This is a genomic window from Vibrio sp. 10N.222.54.E6 (assembly GCF_041473955.1).
Taxonomy (GTDB): domain Bacteria; phylum Pseudomonadota; class Gammaproteobacteria; order Enterobacterales; family Vibrionaceae; genus Vibrio; species Vibrio tasmaniensis_A.
In genome coordinates this window covers 1-22,871 of sequence record NZ_JBFRTD010000014.1, presented here as the reverse complement: position 1 = coordinate 22,871, position 22,871 = coordinate 1, and the positions used below count along the sequence as shown (strand labels likewise).

Here is a 22,871-nt window from a genome sequence, read left to right as displayed (position 1 = left end):
GTTACTATTCATCAGGGAACCATTCTTGTAAAAGATCTCGAGAACGCTCCATTTCTGATTGCCAAGTATTTACACCTACAACCGTTGGCTTTAATAGAATAACAAGTTCAGTTTTTTGAGTTAGTTGACTGGTATTACGGAACAAATGACCGAGTGCCGGGATATCACCAAGAAATGGAACTTTTGAAGTCATGTCACTGGTGTTTGATTTCATCAATCCGCCAATAACAACCACATCACCATCTTGCGCTCGAATCACGGAGTCAGACTCACGAATAGAGCTTTTAGCCAACGGCAGCGTCACAACACCAGTTGTTGAGCCAAGATTAAGCTCTTTCACTTCCTCTTCCACCTCAATCACTGCGGGGTGAACATGCAGGAACACATTTCCTTTATCATCGATCTGCGGCGTCACATCCAAAGAAATACCGGAGAAGAACGGGGTTAGCTCAACTTCAGGGGCAACATTCGCGTTATCACCACTACCGACCGAACTTGATAAATTCGTCACGAAATATTTATCTATACCCACTTTTATAACAGCTTTCTGGTTATTAGCTGCTGTCACTCTTGGGCTAGATAACACATTCAAGTCACCCTGTGTATCCATAAAACTCAATACAGCTTCAAAGCTACCACCGGAAACAACGAGGTTAGATTGACCACCTAAAGCGGTACCGATGGGGTCCATGCCTGGTAGTTTGCCTGGGATGATCGTACCAGCTGCATTTTTAACGATAGAACCCATACCTAGCGTGTAGTTAGTACCGTTCGACGAAAACATCTTGGTCCAGTTAATGCCTTGTTGATAGCCGTCACTAAGTGTCACTTCCATAATTTTGGCTTCCAAGATAACTTGGCGCTGCAGACGTTTCTGAGAAATACCAAGGAACTCACGAACCTCTCGGATTTCATCGGGGTAAGCACGTACCGTAATCACACTCGCTTGTGGCGTAACCACAACGCTTTGCCCATCACCAGAACCAATTAAGTGAGCGACTGCCGCTTCAAGCTGCGGCCAAAAATCACTTTCAGATATCGTTTCAATCTCCGTACCACCGTTAGATGTGGAGCTAGACGAATTCGAGTTCGAGTTCGAGTTCGAGTTCGATGAGTTTGAATTAGACGAATTAGAATTCGAGTTAGATGAGTTCGAGTTAGAGTTAGAGTCTGAAGTGGAAATTGTTCCAGTAGTAATCGTCGTTAAAGAACGACCAGAACGCTTTACTTGCAAGTAATCCACTGGAATCGTGACTGTACGCAGGCCAGCAGGGTAAATTTGAATGACCTTGCCACGCTTTTCAATATCGTAACCATACATATCCTGAGCAACAGCCAGTACTTCATCTAACGTCACGTCTGTTAGATTTAGAGTGAGTTTTCCAGCAACGCTTGGATGAATCGCGGCACTGTACTCAGTACCTTTCACTAGGCTTGCAAAAAAGGTTCTCGCTTCAACACCTTTTGCTTGAATACGAAAGCGCTTGACGGTTTCCACACTCGGAGACATAGAGTCCGAACTTAGCTGAGGCATAAGGTCATCTTGTACCGACGAAGGTAAGTCATGAAGTGCTTTACTATTCGCTTCATTAATAGATTCGTTTAAAGACTCTTTTATCTCAACAGGATCTCTATGCCCCATCGAACAGCCGACTAAAGATGACACTAGAATTGCTACTACAAGTTTACGCATGTCTTCACTCTAACCTTAATTATTCTTAACATCTAAAGAGAACATCTCTAATTTCCACTGCTTAGAGCTTCTCTGCAGAGTGACGTACTCTGGATCTATGTTCTTAACTCGGTACCCTCTGATCGTTTCTCCTTGTTCGAGAATCTGACCATTCATAATCGCATAACAAGGTGTATCGCCCTTGCAAACAATGCTCTCTAGGGACGGTAAACGATATTGAACTGGCGCCTTTTTAGCTGATGCTGATTTCTGTTGGGGCGAAAGCCAACCTAATGGCGCTGTTGGGTCTTGTTCTGCCCATACCACTGAACTACCAAACAGCAAAGATAACACTAGAGTTCTAACCACCAATAAACTCCTGTCTGGTACCTAGGGTGTAAACCTCGAACACAAGTCGAGCTTTGGGATATTCTTCTACTGAATACTCAAACGTGCGCCAATAATAGCTCACAGGAAGTGACTCAAGTGCTTGAAGATAAATTGAAATATCGAAGTAGCTACCCGTCAACTCCATTCTAACAGGATGGAGAAAGTACTTTGAATTGTCACTGTTCTCTTGATTGTCCGAAATAGCTTCTGGTTGTAACGATTCTAAAGACTCAAGCTTCAGTCCATTACCTGCATTAAGAACGCTCTCTAATAACTGCGCCATTTGAGAAGGCGTAACCAACCTATCAACGATTTCAGCGAGCTCAAATGATAGCTCTTGGCTCTCAACCAATAGTTTTTTTAACTCAAGATCAATTTCTTTATCTGGGTCTTTGTTCAACTTGGCTTGTAGAACAAGTAATTCACCTTGTTGTTTCTGATTTGACTGCGTAAGGCTCATCGACTTCACATTCTTTTCTTGTAAATCAAGATATGCAGGTTCAATCAATAAGGTAAATACAAGCATGGATAAGCCCACTAGACCACACACGAAAAGTAGCCATTTCTCTCTCAGGCTTAATGCAAGGAACTTATCGCTAAGCTGGTTCCACAGTTGCATTATTCACTCTCCCTATGAGTACTTAACTCAAACGTCACCACATCTTGCTCATTTCGACCTATCTTTATCTTTTCAAAGGTACGTCCGACTAAATTAAGTTCATTCTTAAATTGACCAACCCAATTTGGAACTACACTTGCATCACGGGCAAAACCATTAAGCTCTAAGGTATCGTGAGTCATGTATATATGCGAAAGCGAGATGTCATTTCGGCCTAATTGAGCGAAGGAGTTCATGACGCCAGAATACCCGACTTGCTGAGATTCATCGAATTGACCGACCGCCTTCAACGCCTCTTTTTTCGCTTGCGTCTCACTAGTGAGACGAGCAACCGCAGCTACCTTGTTTGGAGACGGTTTATGTTGAATTAACTGACTGTTTAATTGGTTAACTTCTTGGTTAAGCTGATTCAAGTCATATTGTAAAGCTGCTAGCTCTTCATCCAAATTCGATGCTTGATACTGCATTACACTATAACTGCCAAGCAACAAGGTACACACAAGCCCCCAAACCATAACCACATTCACTAGAGTGAAATACTCTTTTTTAGGCTTAAGGTGCTCAGGGTAGAGATTAACGTTAAAAATATTCTTTTCAGCCGCGAGCGTAACTAACCATTTCTCTGAATTTTCGCGTTCACCTTCAACAAGCAAAGAAACGGTCGAACTCAATGTGCTATTTAACACACTCTGTAATTCAGCTTCATCTTCATCATCACAGCAGATTTTTAACTGATGAAGTTGAGTGCCTTTAATTTGAGAAGACAGGTAATCAATCGATCGTTGGAGTTCTAAAGCTAGACCATCCAACTGCAATGCACTTGATGCGGTACCAGTTAAGGGGGGGACAACACTGCGGATTGTTCTTTGGAAGCAAACCGTGTTTTCAACAAATGCACCAAGCTTAAAATGTGAGTTGGGGCTGCGTTGTAAAAGAATGAAATTAGAGAGCTCACCAGCACTGTAGCCCCAAACTTCATCTTCGGGAGCAATACCTTTAAGATCAACTTGTGCTGAATTAGTAATGCTTACAAGCTTGTCCAATAGCTTTTTAGGCAAAACATACACTTGTAGCTTATTCGAGGTCGGTAGCGCTACCGCACTCGCTGTAATCTCAGTCACCCTTTCAGAGATCAGATCTTTCAATAGAAAAGGCAATGCAACCGACCATTCACTCTGTGGAATGTCCGGTTTATCAATTTGATAAGTTTGGTAGTAGTTAGCACAAACAATTAGCTGAAGGCAATCACTGGTAAGCGACTCACTGCTCAACAATTTTTTCAGCGCACTTTCCCAGTCACCGTTAACCACAGGGAAACTGGTGACTTGAGGTTTTGACTCAGTCGATGAAATATAAACGGTATCATTACCCAAAAGGACAATTTGAGAACTACCGTTATTATTCGTTGGCTTTATTTTGTCTAAAATCGCTTTAAAATTCATGCTTAACTATTACTCTTACGCCATCGATTTCTTCGACCGACTTTTACAACGGATTCAGCTTTCACTGTCTTCTTCCCTTGAGTAGGCAAGGGAATGATTTGTTGTTCTTCGTCGAAATATCTCCCTTGATAACCGTTAATGCCTAACTCTATCAAGGTATTCTTTTCTTGCTTTGTCTCAACTCCGACCGCGATCACTTCAGTTGGAGAATCACCGCATGCTCCAATCAGACTTCGAACAAACAGTTGGTTTTCATGCCTTTGATCGATTTTCTTTACCAAACTTCGATGAAGCTTAATATAGTCAACCTTCAAATCCTTTATATAATGAGTACTAACAATGGTTCGCCCAGCTTGGCCAACCACCACTTTACACCCTAACCCTCGTAACATCTTCGCCACTGGTCGCATATAATCAAGGTGAGTAATTAGATGGCCTTCTGAAAACTCAAAAGCAAGCTGAGAACGATGCTGAGCAGAGAGCTGTAACAACTCACTTCTGAACCATTTAAAATGTGATTTATTTGCAAACGGAGTGACACTCAAGTTCACCGAATAATTGACAGGCTGTGTTGATACTTTCAGCGACTTAAACAAAACCGTCAAAACCGATTGATCCATTTGAGCTTGATAACCGACTTGTTCTACCGCAGACATAAAACGAGAAGATTTCAATAGACCTTTGTCTGGATCTTGAATTCTAATGAATATTTCTTTATGCAATTCATTAACTTGACCGGAATCCGGCATAAGATAACACCGCTGAGCAAAGATTACTAAATTTTCAGGTAGTAGGGCTTTATCAAGTAATGTTCTCCAGCGAACACTGCCTCTGTCTATCTCACTTTTATTTTCTTTTGGGTAACGGCTCCAGTTATTAATGCGCTCTAACTGAGCGCTCTTTAACGCTGTTTCCGTTTCATCCATGATTTGGCTATGGCGTTCACCTTCGACATACATTGTCACGCCAATATGGCACCAGTTATCTGACTCCAAAGGCTCCGGCGGAGTCAATTTATCTAATTGCCTTAAACATTGAGCAGCCAACGTCGCAATATCCTTTGTTCCTTGATGCGGAATAAACACGGCAAAGTCTGCTTCGTAATAGCGAGAAAAAATGACATCGGGATAACGCTGAACAATATTCGACAATACTTCACCAACTTCAATAATAAATCCGTCGGTGAGCTGCTTGTCATTGGAATCTCGAACTTGTTCCCACTCGTCGATACGTATCAGTAAAACGCCTCCACGAGCGCCACTTTCATGCAGTACAGATTCAAGTTTGTTATCAAATAGTACTCGGTTGGCTGTACCAGTGAGCTTATCTAGAAAAGTATGGGTGCGGATAAAAGTATCAAAGCGACTTCGCTCTTGGCGTGCATCTTTCAACTCTTCAATCAGTACATCAAGCGCTTCACTTGCCGTATATGGCCATTCTCGCTCGTCCCCTTTTGAATGAGCCTCTACCTGCCCAGCAAGGATCATTCTCCCTCGCTCTTCCAAAATCTCTGAGCCCATTAACTGTTCTTTTAACCAACGAACACCACGAGCCAAACAAAAAAGGATCAATGCCACCGCCAAAGTAATCGACCACATAGCTTCAATCGAGTAGTTGTAACCAATATAAGGGGGGAGTGCTTTAAATTCGATTTGATAGCCTTCATTTCGATCTAAAATGAAGCTTCTTTCATAGAGACGGTTTGGATCAATTTGTGGGGAGGTATCTTTAAATCGGTAAACGATACCGGTTTTGTTTGAAAGCTTCATCTCAACGATATTGCTTGCCTGCAACATCTTCGGCATCCAACGTTGCATTGAATACGCAGCATCTGGATCTTCCATCTCTTTATCTACGACGTCGACAATGCCAACCAAATAATGATCTAAATATTCCTGTCCTATACGCTTAAAGGAGAGTGTGCCACCAATAAAAAGGATGAACATCGCACTGATCACTATCACGGTGACAAATGCGACCAATCGAGTGCTCAATTTTAGTGTCGGGGTATATCTCATGAATAACGAAATCCTTTTCAACTCACATTATACCGTATTGCTACTTATACTATAAATTGACGTTGTAAATAAAGCGTTAAGAATTGTAGGTAACAAAAAGCCGCGATGAACGCGGCTTCTTCCAATTTAATACTGCTTTTATAATATATTAAAAACAGTGCTTAAAATGGGATGTCATCATCAAAATCCATCGGCGGCTCATTATATTGAGGTTGAGCCTGCTGAGGAGCTTGTTGAGGTGCTTTCGGCTGCTGTTGAGCTGGCGCACTGTATTGTTGCTGCTGTTGTTGTGGCTGCTGTGGTTGCCCCCAACTACCTTGCTGTTGGTTGTTACCCATACCACCTTGGGCAGGAGCACCGCCTTGAGCACGACCGCCAAGCATTTGCATTACACCGTTGAAGCCTTGAACAACGACTTCTGTTGTGTAGCGATCTTGACCGCTTTGATCTTGCCATTTACGCGTTTGAAGTTGACCTTCAATGTAAACTTGGGAACCTTTACGTAGGTACTCACCAGCAACTTCCGCCAGCTTGCCAAACAGAGCAACACGGTGCCATTCTGTTTTTTCGCGCTGTTCGCCAGTTGCTTTGTCACGCCATGACTCTGACGTTGCAATGGTAATGTTCGCTACTGCACCGCCATTTGGCATGTAACGAATTTCAGGGTCATTACCTAGGTTACCCACTAATATAACTTTGTTAACTCCACGGCTAGCCATGATTTGCTCCGTCTAAATTCATAGTCTCAGAAAATTTTAGCGCACAAGAATAGCATGCTTTTCTGCAGTGATAAATCGCATTCCTATTCTCTCCTCACGACAAAGATTAAAAACGTAACAAATCATGATATTCAGAGCGATGTTGCTTTTTCCTCCACTTACAAACCACTCATTTACTTTGAGAGTTGATATTCAACGCAAGTCACATAAAAGGTGCTAGAGAAGTAAAAATGTGCATGACAACGTGAAATCTCATTAAATATAAACAGGACGTTTCAATGAGAAAATCTCGATACGCTCGCACTTTACACTTTCTGTGCATCGATCCGAGTGACACTTACCTACACGTAAAAGAAATCGAAAAACACTTATCCATTATTCTCTACAAAATGACACCAAGTGAATTGATGCTAGTTGATAGAAAGCAGAGCAATCGCATCTTACTCGTTGATTACAAAGAGGTACCACAGCTATTGGCTATTTGTCCTAACCTACCCGTGATGTGGAAGAATCATGAGATAATTTTATTCAATGTTCCTCTGCAACTTCCTACCTCAGAACTGCTGACCTATGGGGTATTAAAAGGACTCTTTTACAACACAGATCAAAAGGACAAGATTGCTCGTGGTCTTCAAGAAGTGATCGATGGTGATAATTGGTTACCAAGGAAGGTGACTAATCAACTTCTGTTTTATTATCGTAACATGGTCAATACCAATACGACCCCAACCAATGTTGATTTAACTATTCGTGAAATCCAAGTCATTCGCTGCCTTCAATCAGGATCATCAAATACTCAAATAGCCGATGACCTTTTCATTAGCGAATTCACGGTCAAATCCCACCTCTATCAAATATTCCGTAAGTTAGCGGTGAAAAATAGAGTCCAAGCTATTGCATGGGCAAACCAAAACTTGCTTGCATAACCGCTTCGCCTCTAATCTGACAATAATAATGAGGGAAGCTCGAGTAATCATAGGTATTGTTGCTGAATTTTCGACATAACATATGCTAGAGTTGCCCTCAGAAATATCAACAAATCAGTTGAATCAATAATTATTATAGATAAAGGGTCTTATCATGATCAAAAAGTGCCTTTTCCCGGCAGCTGGCTACGGTACACGCTTCCTACCAGCAACTAAATCAATGCCTAAAGAAATGATGCCTGTTGTGAACAAACCTCTGATTGAATACGGCGTTGAAGAAGCCATCGAAGCAGGTATGGATGGTATGTGCATTGTTACAGGCCGTGGTAAGCACTCATTGATGGATCACTTTGATAAGAACTACGAGCTTGAGCACCAAATTAGCGGTACCAATAAAGAAGACTTGCTAATCAATATTCGTGAGACGATTGAAGCAGCAAACTTCACCTACATTCGTCAACGCGAAATGAAAGGTCTAGGTCATGCTATCTTGACGGGGCGTGAGCTTGTGGGTGATGAACCGTTCGCGGTTGTGCTTGCTGATGACCTTTGTGTGAACGAACAGCAAGGTGTACTGACTCAAATGGTTGCATTATACAAGCAATTCCGCTGTTCAATTGTGGCAGTACAAGAAGTTCCTGAAGAAGAGACTCACAAATACGGTGTTATCTCTGGCGAGATGATCAAAGATGACCTGTTCCGTGTCGATGACATGGTAGAAAAGCCAGAGCCAGGCACTGCTCCAAGCAACCTAGCGATCATTGGCCGTTATATCCTGACCCCAGATATCTTTGAGCTTATCGAGCAGACTGAACCAGGCAAAGGCGGTGAGATCCAGATCACTGATGCATTGCTGAAACAAGCAAAAGCAGGCTGTGTATTGGCTTACAAATTTAAAGGCCAACGTTTTGACTGCGGTAGTGTTGAAGGCTACATCGAAGCAACAAATTACTGCTTTGAAAACCTATATAAAAAAGATCAACAACAAATCGAGCTAGGTAAGCACTCAACCACAAAAGAAGCTTAATCGCTAATTTTGGCTTACTCACTGTTTAGCTATTTAATTAATAGCAATGAGCGGTTGGTTAACAGCACATTAAATGATTCCAAGGGTGACTCAAAAGAGTCGCCCTTTTTTATTACTGTTTTTTTATCCAGTAAAACTTTGCACAAATCTCACTCTATGTAATACTTTAGCCACTTAAAATTACATGGTCTGTTGAGATGGATAAAATAGAAATTAGAGGCGCTCGTACGCATAACCTCAAAGACATTAACCTAACCATACCTCGTGATAAGCTGACGGTTATCACTGGATTATCAGGTTCAGGAAAGTCGTCACTTGCGTTTGATACCCTCTACGCAGAAGGTCAACGTCGTTATGTTGAGTCTTTGTCGGCCTACGCTCGTCAATTTCTATCTCTCATGGAAAAACCCGATGTCGACCACATCGAAGGTTTATCTCCAGCCATCTCCATAGAACAAAAATCGACTTCACATAACCCTCGCTCAACCGTCGGTACTATTACTGAAGTCTATGACTATCTTAGATTACTGTACGCGCGAGTTGGTGAGCCGCGCTGTCCTGATCACAATACCCCTCTTGCAGCACAAACCATCAGCCAAATGGTCGATAAAGTCTTAGAGCTACCGGCTGGTTCAAAGATGATGCTGTTGGCTCCAATAGTCAAAGAACGTAAAGGTGAGCACGTTAAAACGCTTGAGAACCTAGCGGCTCAAGGCTTTATTCGTGCCCGTATTGATGGTGAGACCTGTGATCTGTCCGATCCTCCCACATTGGAGCTGCACAAGAAGCACACCATTGAAGTTGTCGTTGATCGCTTTAAGGTTCGCCCAGATCTTCAACAGCGTTTAGCTGAATCGTTTGAGACAACATTAGAGCTCTCTGGTGGCATCGCCGTAGTCGGTTGGATGGATGATAAAGAACAAGAAGAGATCGTGTTCTCTGCAAACTTCGCTTGTCCAAAATGTGGCTACAGCATGCAAGAACTTGAGCCTCGCCTATTCTCATTCAACAATCCTGCTGGTGCATGTGGTACTTGTGATGGACTTGGTGTTCAACAATATTTTGACCCAAGTCGAGTAATTTTAGATGAGAACCTAAGCATTGCAGAAGGTGCGATAAAAGGCTGGGATCAGAAAAATTATTACTATTTCCAAATGCTGACATCGCTATCAGACCATTATGGTTTTGACCTTTATGCTCCGTTCAACTCTTTACCAAAGAAAACTCAAGAGATCATCCTCAAGGGCTCTGGTAGAACTGAAGTTGAATTCAAATACATCAATGATCGTGGTGATATCCGAGTCAAGCGTCACCCCTTTGAAGGTATTTTAAATACGCTGGAACGCCGTTACCGCGACACTGAATCTAGCGCGGTGCGTGAAGATCTTGCCAAGTACATATCAACGAAGTCATGCTCTAGCTGTGATGGTACGCGTTTAAGATTAGAAGCAAGAAACGTCTTTATTGGCGATACCACACTGCCAGAAATCGTTCAGCTCAGCATTGCTGACGCACTACAATTTTTCCAAGAGTTGAAGTTAGACGGCCAGCGTAGACAAATTGCTGATAAAGTGATGAAAGAGATCAATGATCGTCTGCATTTTTTGGTGAACGTTGGTTTGAATTACCTGAACCTATCACGCAGTGCAGAAACACTGTCAGGTGGTGAAGCGCAAAGAATTCGTCTAGCAAGTCAAATTGGGGCCGGTTTAGTTGGCGTTATGTATGTGCTGGATGAACCATCGATTGGCCTCCACCAGCGTGATAATGAACGTCTACTGCAAACTCTGGTTCACCTAAGAGACTTAGGAAATACCGTACTTGTTGTTGAGCATGACGAAGATGCGATTCGTTGCGCTGACCATGTTATCGATATAGGCCCAGGCGCAGGTGTTCATGGTGGTCACGTGGTCGCTGAAGGCACCATGCAAGACATCATCGAAAATCCGAATTCTTTAACTGGGCAATACCTCAGCGGCGCCAAAGAAATTGCGATCCCCAAACAAAGAACGCCTATCGATAAGAAAAAGGTCGTCGAGATCGTTGGCGCGACTGGGAACAACCTAAAGAATGTCACTGCGACAATCCCTGTAGGCTTGTTCAGCTGTATTACTGGTGTATCGGGATCCGGTAAATCAACACTCATCAATGACACCTTCTTTAAAGTCGCCCACACTCAATTGAACGGTGCAACAACTGCAGTTCCGGCGCAGCACAAAAAGATTAAAGGCTTAGAGCATTTCGACAAAGTAATCGATATTGATCAAAGCCCTATCGGTCGAACACCAAGATCGAATCCTGCAACCTACACTGGTATTTTCACTCCAATTCGAGAGTTATTTGCAGGTACACAAGAATCACGATCTCGTGGCTACAAGCCAGGTCGATTCAGTTTTAACGTTCGTGGTGGTCGTTGTGAAGCGTGTCAGGGAGACGGTGTCATCAAAGTAGAGATGCATTTCTTGCCAGATGTGTATGTACCGTGCGATGTGTGTAAAGGTAAGCGTTATAACCGTGAAACGCTAGAGGTCCGCTACAAGGGGAAAACCATTGACGAAGTTCTAGAGATGACTGTCGAAGATGCTCGAGAATACTTCAACCCTGTTCCTGTTATTGCTCGTAAGCTGCAAACCTTAATGGATGTTGGCCTTTCCTACATTCGCCTCGGACAAGCAGCGACAACCTTATCTGGTGGTGAAGCCCAACGTGTTAAATTGGCACGTGAGCTGTCGAAACGAGATACAGGTAAAACCTTATACATTCTCGACGAGCCAACAACAGGGCTTCACTTCCACGATATTCAACAGCTATTAACGGTACTGCATAGATTACGTGATCACGGCAATACGGTTGTCGTGATTGAGCATAACCTAGACGTCGTCAAAACCGCGGACTGGATCCTAGATCTTGGCCCTGAAGGTGGTCAAGGAGGCGGTGAAATTGTTGCAGAAGGTACTCCTGAAGATGTGGCGTTAGTCGAAGGTTCGCATACGGCTCGCTTCCTTAAACCTATGTTAAATTTGAAGTAGGTGTAAAATAGCGTCCTGCGAGCAGACAGAAAAATGTTAAAGTAACAGAGCTTGTTTCAGAAGGAACAAGCTCTGTTTTTATAAGGTTAGGGATTTATGGCAACAATACACACTAGCGGTACCCAACTAGAAAATCAGGTAACTAAGCTACCACTCAATAAAGCATTTCTGGCCTCTCTAGCTGTTGTATTCTTATTAGCCATGCATTTTTTCATGCCTAACCCAGGAGGCTCAGGCCTTACTTTATCCTTTAATCCAACCACTTGGTTAGCCCTTAGCTTTACGCTGGCGATTGGCTTCTACCAACTTGCTACTAACCGAGTACTCAAGTATTCCAAATTAACGATTGGCTTGTTGATAAGCTGCATCATACTCACACTGCCGATTTTATACAGCAACGCCGCTCCTCAAGGAGCGTCAGGGCGCTTACTTGGATTGTGGGCGGGCTTTACATTATTCGTCGTGCTGCAACAATTTAAGTTCAGCAATAAGCACAAGCAGCGCATATTGTGGTTCATTGTGCTTGCTGTTGTCATACAGGCACTATTTGGCTATGTGCAATATTTCCTATTAGAACCTGGCAACCTATTTGACTACAACACTGCGGCCAATAGACCTTATGGGATATTCCAACAACCGAATGTTATGGCAAGCTTTCTTGCTACAGGTTTTGTGCTGTCAGCTTATCTTTTAGCAAGGCAACCAACTAAATATAATCACCAAATTAGCGAGTCGCTTCTACTTTATTTAACACCAGCCTTAACCGTACCTTTGCTGATCATCATCGCATCACGTACCGGGTGGTTGGCTGCCGTCATTGGGTTTGTATGCATTCTGCCTTATCTATACAAGTTCTCGACCAAGAAACGCTTCTACGGGTGGTGTGCATCAGTGGTAGTCGGTATCGTCGTCGCCTTTTCGGTAATCAGCCTCAGTGCAACTGATAGTTTCGCCAGTAAAAAAGCAAACTTAGAAAGTCCACGAGCTTATACCTTTCCACAAGCGCTCGATATGATGATCGAAAAGCCATTTACCGGTTATGGCTACGGAAAATTCGAATCCGAATACACGCTATACACAGCCCGCCAACATCAACTTAACTCAAATTATCATCCCGGCCTTCCTTCAATGGATCACCCACACAATGAGTTCCTGTTTTGGGGGGTTGAAGGCGGAATAGTACCAATCATCGGGATCTTGATTGCTGCAATGTTGGTGATGTCACGCATAGCAAGCTCAGCGAAAGGAACACGTCTAGCACTACTTGCGCTATTCATACCTATGCTCTTACATTCTCAGCTTGAGTATCCTTTTTACCACTCGGCGATTCACTGGATAACCTTTATCATTTTGATTTACTGGGTCGACCAACGGACTTCTCGCCACTATCAGCAGCCGTTTAGTATCGTAAGTAAAATCCTATTCAGAGTGTCGAGCTTAGTCGTTCCTATCTTGGTGAGTTTTTACATGCTGAGTGCCTTACACACCAATTATGTACTCACTAAATTTGAAATGTCTAAGCCGAAAAACCCGGACATTCTTAAGCAGGTAACGAACCCCGTAGTCTGGAAAGATCGCTATGATTGGGATGTGTACAGTACCTATCTAAATATCGGCCTCTACAAAGCCGATCCTAGCCTGATCCTTCCTTATATAGATTGGTCGTTAGAAATCATAAAGAATAAGCCAAGGCCTGCTTTCTACACCAACCTGATTCTCGCATATCAAGGATTAGGCGATCACAGCAAGGCAGAACAAATTCGCAGTGAAGCGAGCTTCTTGTTCCCAAATCGAGACTTTTCCAAGGTTCAGTATAAGAAGATATCCGAAGCAGAAAACAACATTTCTTCAGCTAAATGACGCCAAGGAATCTAGAGTCATTTTGCTGTAATGACATTTAGCCTATAGCCTAGACACAAAAAAGCGCACATTCTCTCGTGCGCTTTTCTTTTAAACTTCAATTTATTACCGTTATTTTAAAATGTCTTGTAACGCTTTTAAGCACAAAGCGACATTCTCTTTACGAGCACCGTAACCCATTAGGCCGATACGCCACGCCTTACCAGCCAAAGAGCCAAGCCCAGCACCGATTTCAAGATTATACTCTTCTAACAGCTGCGTTCTTATTTTGGCTTCATCAATCCCTTCAGGGAAGTAAAGCGCATTCAATTGAGGTAAGCGACTCTCTTCAGCAACCACAAACTCCAACCCCAAAGCTTCTACGCCAGCTTTAAGTTCTTGGTGCATCGCATAGTGACGAGACCACGCATTGTCTAGGCCTTCATTTTTCAACAAAACCAACGACTCATGCAGAGCATATAGGCTGTTCACGGGCGCAGTGTGGTGATAGCTACGCTTACCTTCTCCACTCCAATAACCTAATACCAAGCTCTGATCCAAGAACCAGCTTTGTACGGGAGCTTGACGTGCTTTCATTTTATCGACAGCACGTTGAGAGAACGTCACGGGAGATAAACCAGGTACACAAGACAGACACTTCTGACTGCCTGAATAAACCGCATCGAGTTGCCATTCATCAACCAACAATGGCACACCACCTAATGATGTCACCGCATCCACAATCGACAATGCATCAAACTGGCGAGCGACTGCGGAAATAGCTTGAGCATCCGATAACGCGCCAGTAGACGTCTCGGCATGCACAAATGCGACAGCAACAGCATCGGGGTTTTCTGCCAATGCCTTTTCTACCTTTTCAACTGAAACGGGCTTACCCCACTCGTCATCAACAAGGATGGCTTCACCACCGCAGCGAACAACATTCTCGCGCATACGCTCACCAAAAACACCGTTACGACAAACAATGACCTTTTCACCAGGCTCAATCAAATTAACAAAACAGGTTTCCATGCCCGCACTGCCTGGAGCAGAAACAGCAATCGTAAATTCATTCTCTGTTTGGAATGCATACTTAAGAAGTTGTTTAAGCTCATCCATCATCGCAATAAATAGCGGGTCGAGGTGACCAATGGTTGGACGGCTTAAGGCCTGTAAAACTTGAGGAGAAATGTCTGAAGGCCCCGGCCCCATTAACGTTCGGTGTGGCGGATAAAAGCTATCGATAGCAGCAGTGAGTGTTAAATTAGACATGTACATCCCTTACGTTAATGTTGTGAACAATCCACCCTAAAGCAAATTGATTACCTCAGCAATTAGCCATAAGTATTGAGGTCAAACCAGTGTCACATAATTGTTAAAATTATTTTTCAATTATCTCACGTTACGGATTGACATTATTTGCGCAAACACGTTCAATGAAATGGCTATCTAGCAGAAGAGGAGCACTGCCCAGGCAGGTGTTTTGTGGAACCGCATTTCCAATACAAAACATTCATGGGGAGCAGTGCCGAGATAATAAAAGGATGCAGGACCTTTATTATCGGTTGAGCGGGCTGAATCCCGTTAACTGTCGCCATTTCTATATGGTGAAGAGCTTCTGAGGTTACTATTCTAATAATTCCTCTCTTTTTTGCTCTAAAACTCTCTTCGAAAAACATCGGACGTTGGATTACCCAACAGTAATTTTATTTTAGGAAATCGTGGGAGATATATCGTGAGTGCATCTAATGTAGCTGGTTCTTTTAATGTCGCTAAGTTTGGTGGAACAAGTGTTGCCAACTTTGAAGCAATGAGCCGTTGTGCTGCCATTATTGAAAACAACTCAAATACGAAATTGGTCGTGAGTAGCGCATGCTCTGGCGTGACTAACCTGCTTGTTGAGCTCGCGAATGGTGTTCAAGATAAAACTCGTCGCCAAAAACTAGTGACACAGTTAACCGACATTCATAATACGATTCTTGCTCAGCTAGCTGACCCAATTAACATTGAAAAAGATGTGCACTGTATTCTGGATGATATTGCGAGCGCTGCAGAAGCGGCATCATTCCAAGCCAGTACCAAACTCACCGATCACCTAGTGGCATGTGGCGAACTGATGTCGACACATATTCTGACTCAGATCATTCGTGAACGTGGGACACCCGCTGTTCGTTTTGATATCAGAGAAGTGATGCGCACCAATGATGACTTCGGTAAAGCAGAACCACAATTAAAAGATATTGCAGCTTTAGCACAGCAGAAATTGATTCCACTATGCCAACAGCAAGTTGTCGTTACCCAAGGCTTTATCGGTGCCGATAGCGAAGGTAACACCACAACGTTAGGTCGTGGCGGCAGTGATTATTCTGCTGCACTAATTGCCGAATCAGTACAAGCGATTGGTTTAGAGATCTGGACTGATGTTCCAGGGATCTACACCACAGATCCACGTATCGCATCGAAAGCATCTCCTATCCCAGAGATCAGCTTCAGTGAGGCATCTGAGATGGCAAACTTTGGCGCGAAAATATTACACCCTTCAACTCTGGTTCCTGCACTACGCCATCAAATCCCTGTTTTTGTCGGCTCATCAAAAGCACCAGAGCTTGGTGGAACATGGATTCGTCAACAAGTTGAAAGCTCTCCTCTGTTCAGAGCGCTTGCCCTACGCTGCAACCAAACCATGGTTACGCTACGCAGCGCTAACATGTTCCATGCCTATGGTTTTTTGGCAAAGGTATTCGAGATCCTGGCTAAACATAAGATCTCAGTCGATCTTATCACTACCTCAGAGATCAGTGTCTCACTGACTCTCGATCAAACCGATACCTCTGGTGGTGCTCCTGAGTTACCTGAAGCCGCTCGCCTTGAGCTTGAAGAGTTGTGTTCCGTAGATATTGAGCACGACCTATGCCTCGTTGCTCTTATTGGTAACAACATGAGCGAAAGCAAAGGCTATGCAAAGCAGGTATTCGGCACTCTAGAAGATTTCAACCTACGTATGATTTGTTACGGAGCAAGCCCACACAACCTATGCTTCTTGCTAGATGAATCTGTGTCTAAGTTGGCGGTTCAAAAACTTCATCAAGAGTTATTTGAGTAGATAGTCCGTTTATCATCGACAGATAAATAACTAAATTACAGATACAAAAAGGGTTGCTATTAAGCAACCCTTTCTCTTTTTTACGTTACGAATCAAAGCTCGTTATAGATTCAAACTAGTTAATGTTTGGGCCTAACCACTTCTCAGCTTCCAACATATCCCAACCTTTACGGTCGGCATAGCTATCCACTTGATCCTGTTGAATCTGTGCAATCGCAAAGTATCGGGCATCAGGATGTGAAAAATACATACCAGACACTGAAGCACCAGGCCACATCGCGTAGCTCGTGGTTAGTGACATGTCGATCGCTTTTTCAACACCCATCAACTCCCACAACGTTCCTTTTTCTGTATGTTCTGGGCAAGCAGGGTAACCTGGAGCTGGACGAATACCTTGGTACTTCTCACGAATCAAATCGTCATTAGACAGCTCCTCATCCGGCGAGTAGCCCCAAATGTCCTTTCTCACTTCTTTATGCAGGTATTCAGCGAACGCTTCAGCCAATCGGTCAGCAACCGCCTGAATCATAATCGCGTTGTAGTCATCACCGTTGGCTTTGTATTCATCAGCAAGCTCACGCTCGCCGATACCACCAGTCACTGCAAAGCCACCAATCCAGTCCGCTTTACCGCTATCTTTCGGCGCAATGTAATCAGACAAACAGTAGTTAAAACCTTTTGGCTTCTCGGTTTGCTGACGAAGGTTGTGTAAAACCTTTAACACTTCAGTACGAGATTCATCGGTATACACTTCGATATCATCGCCAACGCTGTTGGCAGGGAACATCGCACACATCCCACGAGCTTCAAGTAACTTCTCTTTCTGTACTCGATCCAATAAATCGTTGGCATCTTTGAATAAGCGTTTCGCTTCCTCGCCCACTTCTTCATGATTAAGAATTGCAGGGTATTTACCGACCAATGACCATGTCATAAAGAATGGAGTCCAGTCGATGTACTGACGCAAAGTTGCCACATCAAAATCATTAAAGATGTGAACTCCCGGTTTAGCGGGTGCCGGTGGCGTGTAAGCATCCCAATCGATAGCTACTTTATTAGCACGTGCTCTTTCAAGAGTGACCGGTTTAGTACGAGGCTTCTTACGATTATGCTGATCGCGAACGCGATCGTAATCAATATCCAACTTCTCAACAAATGCAGGTTTCAATTCGTTAGATAGCAACGAAGTACACACACCCACCGCACGTGAAGCATTGTTTACGTAGACCACAGGCTCGGAGTAGTTCTGTTCAATCTTAACGGCTGTATGCGCTTTAGATGTGGTTGCTCCACCGATGAGAAGAGGCAGTTTAAAACCTTGTCTTTCCATTTCTTTCGCAACATGCACCATCTCATCCAGGGAAGGAGTGATCAAACCCGAAAGGCCAATGATATCGACGTTTTCTTCCTTAGCGACCTTAAGGATTTTTTCACATGAAACCATCACGCCTAAATCGATAATTTCGTAGTTATTACACTGCAAGACAACGCCCACAATATTTTTGCCAATATCGTGAACATCGCCTTTTACGGTCGCAAGTAAGATTTTTCCGTTAGTTGCACCTACGTCTTTGGTTGCATTGATAAATGGCTCTAAATGGGCTACCGCTTGCTTCATAACACGTGCAGATTTCACCACTTGAGGAAGGAACATCTTACCTTCACCAAAGAGGTCACCAACCACATTCATACCATCCATTAATGGGCCTTCTATCACCTCGATAGGGCGAGAGGCATTAACACGAGCTTCTTCGGTATCTTCAACAATAAAGTCGGTAATACCTTTAACTAAAGAATGCTCTAAGCGTTTTTCTACTGGCCAGGTACGCCACTCTAAAGCAGATTTATCTTCAACCTTTCCAACTGCACGCTCTAGATATTCAGTTGCGATATCTAGCAAGCGCTCAGTGGAATCATCTCGGCGGTTTAGAACCACATCTTCAACGGCTTCACGTAAATCCTCAGGGACATTATCGTAAATCTCTAATTGCCCAGCATTTACGATGCCCATATCCATACCGTTTTTAAAGCAGTGGTATAGGAATACTGCGTGGATAGCCTCACGAGCGTAGTTATTACCTCGGAATGAGAACGAAACATTCGATACACCACCAGAAATCATCGCATGAGGTAAGTCTCGTTTGATGTCCCCTACAGCTTCAATGAAATCGACCGCATAGTTGTTATGCTCATCAATACCTGTCGCCACAGCAAAAATGTTCGGGTCAAAAATAATATCTTCAGGTGGGAAGCCCACTTCATCAACCAGAATATTGTAGGCATTAGTACAAATCTCAACCTTACGCTCTCGAGTATCAGCTTGGCCAACTTCATCGAACGCCATCACGATAACGGCTGCACCATATCGGCGAACCAGTTTCGCTTGTTCGACAAACTTCTCTTTCCCTTCCTTCAATGAGATCGAGTTAACGATGCCTTTACCCTGAATACATTTCAGACCCGCTTCAATCACTTCCCATTTTGAAGAGTCGACCATGACTGGCACTTTCGAGATCTCAGGCTCAGACGCACATAGATTAAGGAATTTAACCATACACGCCTCAGCGTCTAGCATCCCTTCATCCATGTTGATATCGATAATTTGAGCGCCATTCTCAACTTGCTCTCGAGCCACACTCAAAGCTTCATCATATAGCTCTTCTTTGATAAGGCGCTTAAAGCGAGCAGAGCCCGTAACGTTAGTTCGCTCACCCACGTTAACAAACAGAGATTCCTTGGATATCGTCAATGGCTCTAAACCAGAGAGACGACAAGAGACGGGTAAATCTGGTAATTGGCGCGGTGTCACACCTTCAACAGCTTCTGCCATTTGGCGTATATGTTCTGGCGTTGTACCACAACATCCACCAATTAAGTTCAAGAAGCCACTTTCAGCCCATTCCTTAACGTGTTCAGCCATATCTTCTGGAGACAAGTCATATTCACCGAATGCATTAGGTAAACCTGCATTAGGGTGAGCGGAAACATTGCATTCTGAAATACGAGACATTTCACCAACGTATTCACGCAGTTCGTCAGGACCTAATGCACAGTTCAATCCAAATGAGATAGGTTTTACATGACGAAGGGCATTATAGAAGGCTTCTGTTGTTTGTCCGGAAAGCGTTCGACCAGATGCATCTGTGATAGTACCGGAGATCATAACCGGTAAAATGATACCTACTTCTTCAAAGACAGATTCAACCGCAAAAGCACACGCTTTCGCGTTTAACGTATCGAAGATAGTTTCAATAAGAATTAAGTCTGAACCGCCCTTGATAAGCGCACGAGTCGATTCAGAGTAAGCGTCAACAAGTTCATCAAAGCTAACATTACGATAGCCCGGATCATTAACATCTGGGGAGAGAGAACAAGTTCGGTTAGTTGGACCTAACACACCCGCCACGAAACGGGGTTTATCAGGAGTCTTCACTGTCCATTCATCTGCTGCTTCACGAGCCAACTTAGCAGCAGCATAGTTAATTTCTTCGCTAAGACTTTCCATATCATAGTCGGCCATAGCGATGGTTGTAGCGTTAAAGGTATTGGTCTCGAGGATATCAGCACCGGCTTCCAAATACTCCATATGGATATCTTTGATAAGCTTAGGTTGTGTAAGTACCAAAAGGTCGTTGTTACCTTTTAAGTCACTATGCCAATCAGCAAATCGCTCACCGCGATAGTCTTGCTCTTCCAATTTATAATCCTGAATCATGGTACCCATGCCACCATCAATCAGTAAAATTCGTTGCTTCAACAGAGCGTCAATCTTTTGCCTTACATTACTTCCCACGATACAACCTCATTCCTTTAATTATCTCTCCATCCTACCACACATTCGAAAGGAGTCTAGACGTCTAAAACATGAAGTAAATAACCAAGTCATGACAAAAAAATGTTTGCTATTTGAGCATGAGAGAACGAGAATTAATATTCATATTTTGTTACATATTGGAATCCCAATGTCGGTCTATTACACCTTATGCTTCTTGTCCGCTGCAGCCATGCTTATTGCTTTCGTTAATACCAAAATTGGTAAAATGCAGACAACCATCGCCATCACAGCTGGCTCAATGATGCTATCTCTATTGATTATCATTGCGGGACAAAACAATTGGTTCCAATTGGCTGACATCGCTTCAGAAACCGTTGCCAGTATCAACTTTGAAGACTTCCTCCTAAAAGGAATACTGGGATTCTTACTTTTTGCAGGTGGTTTGGGGATTAAGTTACCTAATCTAAAAGATCAGAAATGGGAAATAACGGTACTCGCTCTTGGTGCTACACTGTTTTCGACATTCTTTATTGGCTTTGTACTTTATGGGTTTTGTCAATTTATCGGTATTCAATTTGACCTAATTTATTGCTTACTGTTTGGTTCTCTAATATCTCCAACCGATCCAATAGCTGTATTAGCAATAGTGAAGAAGCTCGATGCTCCCAGACGAATCTCTACTCAAATCGAGGGAGAATCTCTATTCAACGATGGTTTTGGCCTAGTTATCTTCGTAACCCTATTTACCATTGCGTTCGGCACAGAAGCTCCGACTGTAGGTAGCGTGACCATGTTATTCGTCCAAGAGGCTATTGGCGGTATCGTCTACGGATTTGTTCTAGGTTTGATATTCCACTATCTAATCAGCAACACCGATGACCACTCGATGGAGTTGCTATTAACCATCGGTATTCCTACAGCTGGTTATGCTTTTGCAGAGGTTCTGCATGTATCTGGACCATTAGCAATGGTGGTATCTGGTATCATGATAGGCAACTGGACACGCTTCATCGGATTTTCTAAGGAAAGTGAGGATCACCTAGACCATTTCTGGGAATTAATAGATGAGTTCTTAAATGGCGTACTATTCTTATTGATTGGTATGTCTATGCTGCTATTCAAGTTCCACCAAGAAGATTGGATTTTGATGGCGTTCGCAGTCCCTCTAGTATTGAGTGCACGCTATCTAAGTGTTTTCTTGTCTTATATTGGATTTAAACGCTTTAGAACTTACAACCCATGGTCGACTAAGATTCTAACTTGGGGTGGTCTACGCGGAGGCTTAGCTCTAGCTATGGCACTTTCAATCCCTTCAGGTATCTGGGTGATTGAAGACAAAGCAATAGATGTTAAAGAGATAATCCTCGTTATGACCTATGCTGTTGTTGTGTTCTCTATTCTGGTTCAAGGATCAACAATCACTCCAATGATAGAAAAAGCGAAACAAGCTGAGAAAGAATTGGATTAATACCTAAAAATATAAACGAAGGTCGCTTAGTATAAGCGGCCTTTTTTGTACCTGTGTCCATCAACAAGCACGCCTCTCTAGCCTACAAGTTGCTCCCTATCTCTGACCACTACTTTAGTCATGATTGCTATCTGCAATCACGACTCTTTGTCGTACCTAACGCTTCCAAACAGGCCAACAAGCAACCACCAGTTTGAGTGCATTCGAGCGAAGATAAACACAAAGTATTTACGGAAATAAATTAAGTAAAGATACATGGCCTTCTTTTCAAGTGAAGTATTGAAAGCATAATAAAGTGTAGAAAGAGAACCACGATCGAAGAGGAATTGTAATTAGAGTAAAGCTTCGCACACCAATGTTCTAGAACCGAAACTTCTCTATAGAACATCTGATGCAGTAGCAAGAAGGGTCTAGTCTTTCTACCGGGGCGTGCAGTCTAGATCCTTAAATATGCCAGAGGAGGACTGAGTCGGCACTCCGGAGATTCAACCAAACTGGTAAGTTAGGAGGACGCCTAGTTCTCCCAACATTGCTTCGAAGAAGCAACAGACGTAAAAAAACCTAGCATTTCTGCTGAGGCTTTGTATGTGGCAGGAGTAGAGGTTTAGACTCCCAACACGCGCTATTTTGGCAAGCCGGAGAATCCGCTGCTTTGCTAATGGCGTATAATTAGCTTCAGAAAGCAAAAAGGCCCTAGCATTTCTGCTAGAGCCTTAAATATGGCAGGGGTGGAGAGATTCGAACTCCCAACACGCGGATTTGGAATCCGCTGCTCTGCCAATTGGAGCTACACCCCTATTTCAGTTTTAAAGAGCTGAACCTCTGAATAAGTGGCGGAGTGGAC

The 22,871-nt window shown here is 43.3% G+C and carries 14 protein-coding genes, 1 tRNA gene and 1 riboswitch; of the genes, 6 read left to right on the top strand and 9 right to left on the bottom strand.

The window, feature by feature from the left end; genetic code table 11:
• Nucleotides 1-4 precede the first annotated feature (4 nt).
• The 6 genes from mshL to AB4513_RS09440 form a co-directional block, all read right to left on the bottom strand.
• Nucleotides 5-1,693 carry a pilus (MSHA type) biogenesis protein MshL gene (gene mshL / locus AB4513_RS09465; protein ID WP_009847863.1) on the bottom strand — a complete coding sequence of 563 codons (1,689 nt, stop codon included), beginning with the start codon at nt 1,691-1,693 and terminating at the stop codon, nt 5-7.
• A 15-nt stretch (nt 1,694-1,708) separates the two neighbouring features.
• Complete coding sequence (locus AB4513_RS09460; protein ID WP_009847864.1) at nt 1,709-2,041, bottom strand: hypothetical protein; 333 nt, start codon at nt 2,039-2,041, stop codon at nt 1,709-1,711.
• On the bottom strand, nt 2,034-2,681 hold the full coding sequence (gene pilO / locus AB4513_RS09455; protein WP_009847865.1) for a type 4a pilus biogenesis protein PilO: 648 nt from the start codon (nt 2,679-2,681) through the stop codon (nt 2,034-2,036). The genes AB4513_RS09460 and pilO overlap by 8 nt, the downstream gene beginning before the upstream one ends.
• On the bottom strand, nt 2,681-4,123 hold the full coding sequence (locus tag AB4513_RS09450; protein ID WP_009847866.1) for an MSHA biogenesis protein MshI: 1,443 nt from the start codon (nt 4,121-4,123) through the stop codon (nt 2,681-2,683). The genes pilO and AB4513_RS09450 overlap by 1 nt, the downstream gene beginning before the upstream one ends.
• Nucleotides 4,124-4,125: 2 nt before the next feature.
• Nucleotides 4,126-6,141, bottom strand: coding sequence for an RNase E specificity factor CsrD (csrD, locus tag AB4513_RS09445; RefSeq protein ID WP_102257741.1), 2,016 nt, complete (start codon nt 6,139-6,141; stop codon nt 4,126-4,128).
• Between the two features lie 161 nt (nt 6,142-6,302).
• The gene (locus AB4513_RS09440; protein WP_009847868.1) at nt 6,303-6,860 is read right to left on the bottom strand and encodes a single-stranded DNA-binding protein; all 558 of its coding nucleotides are present in this window, start codon (nt 6,858-6,860) and stop codon (nt 6,303-6,305) included.
• Between the two features lie 278 nt (nt 6,861-7,138).
• Between AB4513_RS09440 and AB4513_RS09435 the strand changes: the two genes are divergently transcribed.
• From AB4513_RS09435 to AB4513_RS09420, 4 genes are all read left to right on the top strand, one after another.
• Nucleotides 7,139-7,786, top strand: a complete 648-nt coding sequence (locus AB4513_RS09435) for a LuxR C-terminal-related transcriptional regulator (protein ID WP_009847869.1) — start codon at nt 7,139-7,141, stop codon at nt 7,784-7,786.
• Nucleotides 7,787-7,940: 154 nt separating this feature from the next.
• Nucleotides 7,941-8,813 (top strand): UTP--glucose-1-phosphate uridylyltransferase GalU, encoded by an 873-nt coding sequence (gene galU / locus AB4513_RS09430; RefSeq protein ID WP_009847870.1) that lies wholly within the window; start codon nt 7,941-7,943, stop codon nt 8,811-8,813.
• Nucleotides 8,814-9,010: 197 nt separating this feature from the next.
• On the top strand, nt 9,011-11,842 hold the full coding sequence (uvrA, locus tag AB4513_RS09425) for an excinuclease ABC subunit UvrA (RefSeq protein WP_009847871.1): 2,832 nt from the start codon (nt 9,011-9,013) through the stop codon (nt 11,840-11,842).
• A 96-nt stretch (nt 11,843-11,938) separates the two neighbouring features.
• A complete protein-coding gene (locus AB4513_RS09420) occupies nt 11,939-13,702 on the top strand; it encodes a PglL family O-oligosaccharyltransferase (RefSeq protein WP_009847872.1) in 1,764 nt (587 codons plus the stop codon).
• A 111-nt stretch (nt 13,703-13,813) separates the two neighbouring features.
• Here the strand turns inward: AB4513_RS09420 and AB4513_RS09415 are convergent, their stop codons facing one another.
• Entirely contained in the window at nt 13,814-14,953 is a 1,140-nt protein-coding gene (locus AB4513_RS09415; RefSeq protein ID WP_009847873.1) for an alanine--glyoxylate aminotransferase family protein, read from the bottom strand.
• A gap of 176 nt (nt 14,954-15,129) precedes the next feature.
• Nucleotides 15,130-15,307, top strand: a riboswitch (Lysine riboswitch).
• 109 nt (nt 15,308-15,416) lie between these two features.
• On the opposite strand from AB4513_RS09415, the gene lysC reads away from it, so the two are divergent.
• Nucleotides 15,417-16,784, top strand: coding sequence for a lysine-sensitive aspartokinase 3 (gene lysC, locus AB4513_RS09410; protein WP_009847874.1), 1,368 nt, complete (start codon nt 15,417-15,419; stop codon nt 16,782-16,784).
• 115 nt (nt 16,785-16,899) lie between these two features.
• Here lysC and metH read toward each other — a convergent pair whose 3' ends face one another.
• A complete protein-coding gene (metH, locus tag AB4513_RS09405) occupies nt 16,900-20,577 on the bottom strand; it encodes a methionine synthase (protein ID WP_102257742.1) in 3,678 nt (1,225 codons plus the stop codon).
• A 169-nt stretch (nt 20,578-20,746) separates the two neighbouring features.
• On the opposite strand from metH, the gene AB4513_RS09400 reads away from it, so the two are divergent.
• Nucleotides 20,747-22,027: a sodium:proton antiporter gene (locus AB4513_RS09400; protein ID WP_017102902.1), complete on the top strand. Its 1,281-nt coding sequence runs from the start codon at nt 20,747-20,749 to the stop codon at nt 22,025-22,027.
• 720 nt (nt 22,028-22,747) lie between these two features.
• Here the strand turns inward: AB4513_RS09400 and AB4513_RS09395 are convergent.
• Nucleotides 22,748-22,824 (bottom strand) — tRNA-Trp (locus AB4513_RS09395).
• Nucleotides 22,825-22,871: the final 47 nt, after the last annotated feature.

What these genes read in the sequence shown, in the direction of transcription:
- mshL (WP_009847863.1), bottom strand. Translation starts at nt 1,693, where the DNA reads ATGCGTAAACTTGTAGTAGCAATTCTAGTGTCATCTTTAGTCGGCTGT.
- pilO (WP_009847865.1), bottom strand. Translation starts at nt 2,681, where the DNA reads ATGCAACTGTGGAACCAGCTTAGCGATAAGTTCCTTGCATTAAGCCTG.
- AB4513_RS09450 (WP_009847866.1), bottom strand. Translation starts at nt 4,123, where the DNA reads ATGAATTTTAAAGCGATTTTAGACAAAATAAAGCCAACGAATAATAAC.
- csrD (WP_102257741.1), bottom strand. Translation starts at nt 6,141, where the DNA reads ATGAGATATACCCCGACACTAAAATTGAGCACTCGATTGGTCGCATTT.
- AB4513_RS09440 (WP_009847868.1), bottom strand. Translation starts at nt 6,860, where the DNA reads ATGGCTAGCCGTGGAGTTAACAAAGTTATATTAGTGGGTAACCTAGGT.
- AB4513_RS09435 (WP_009847869.1), top strand. Translation starts at nt 7,139, where the DNA reads ATGAGAAAATCTCGATACGCTCGCACTTTACACTTTCTGTGCATCGAT.
- galU (WP_009847870.1), top strand. Translation starts at nt 7,941, where the DNA reads ATGATCAAAAAGTGCCTTTTCCCGGCAGCTGGCTACGGTACACGCTTC.
- uvrA (WP_009847871.1), top strand. Translation starts at nt 9,011, where the DNA reads ATGGATAAAATAGAAATTAGAGGCGCTCGTACGCATAACCTCAAAGAC.
- AB4513_RS09420 (WP_009847872.1), top strand. Translation starts at nt 11,939, where the DNA reads ATGGCAACAATACACACTAGCGGTACCCAACTAGAAAATCAGGTAACT.
- AB4513_RS09415 (WP_009847873.1), bottom strand. Translation starts at nt 14,953, where the DNA reads ATGTCTAATTTAACACTCACTGCTGCTATCGATAGCTTTTATCCGCCA.
- AB4513_RS09400 (WP_017102902.1), top strand. Translation starts at nt 20,747, where the DNA reads ATGTCGGTCTATTACACCTTATGCTTCTTGTCCGCTGCAGCCATGCTT.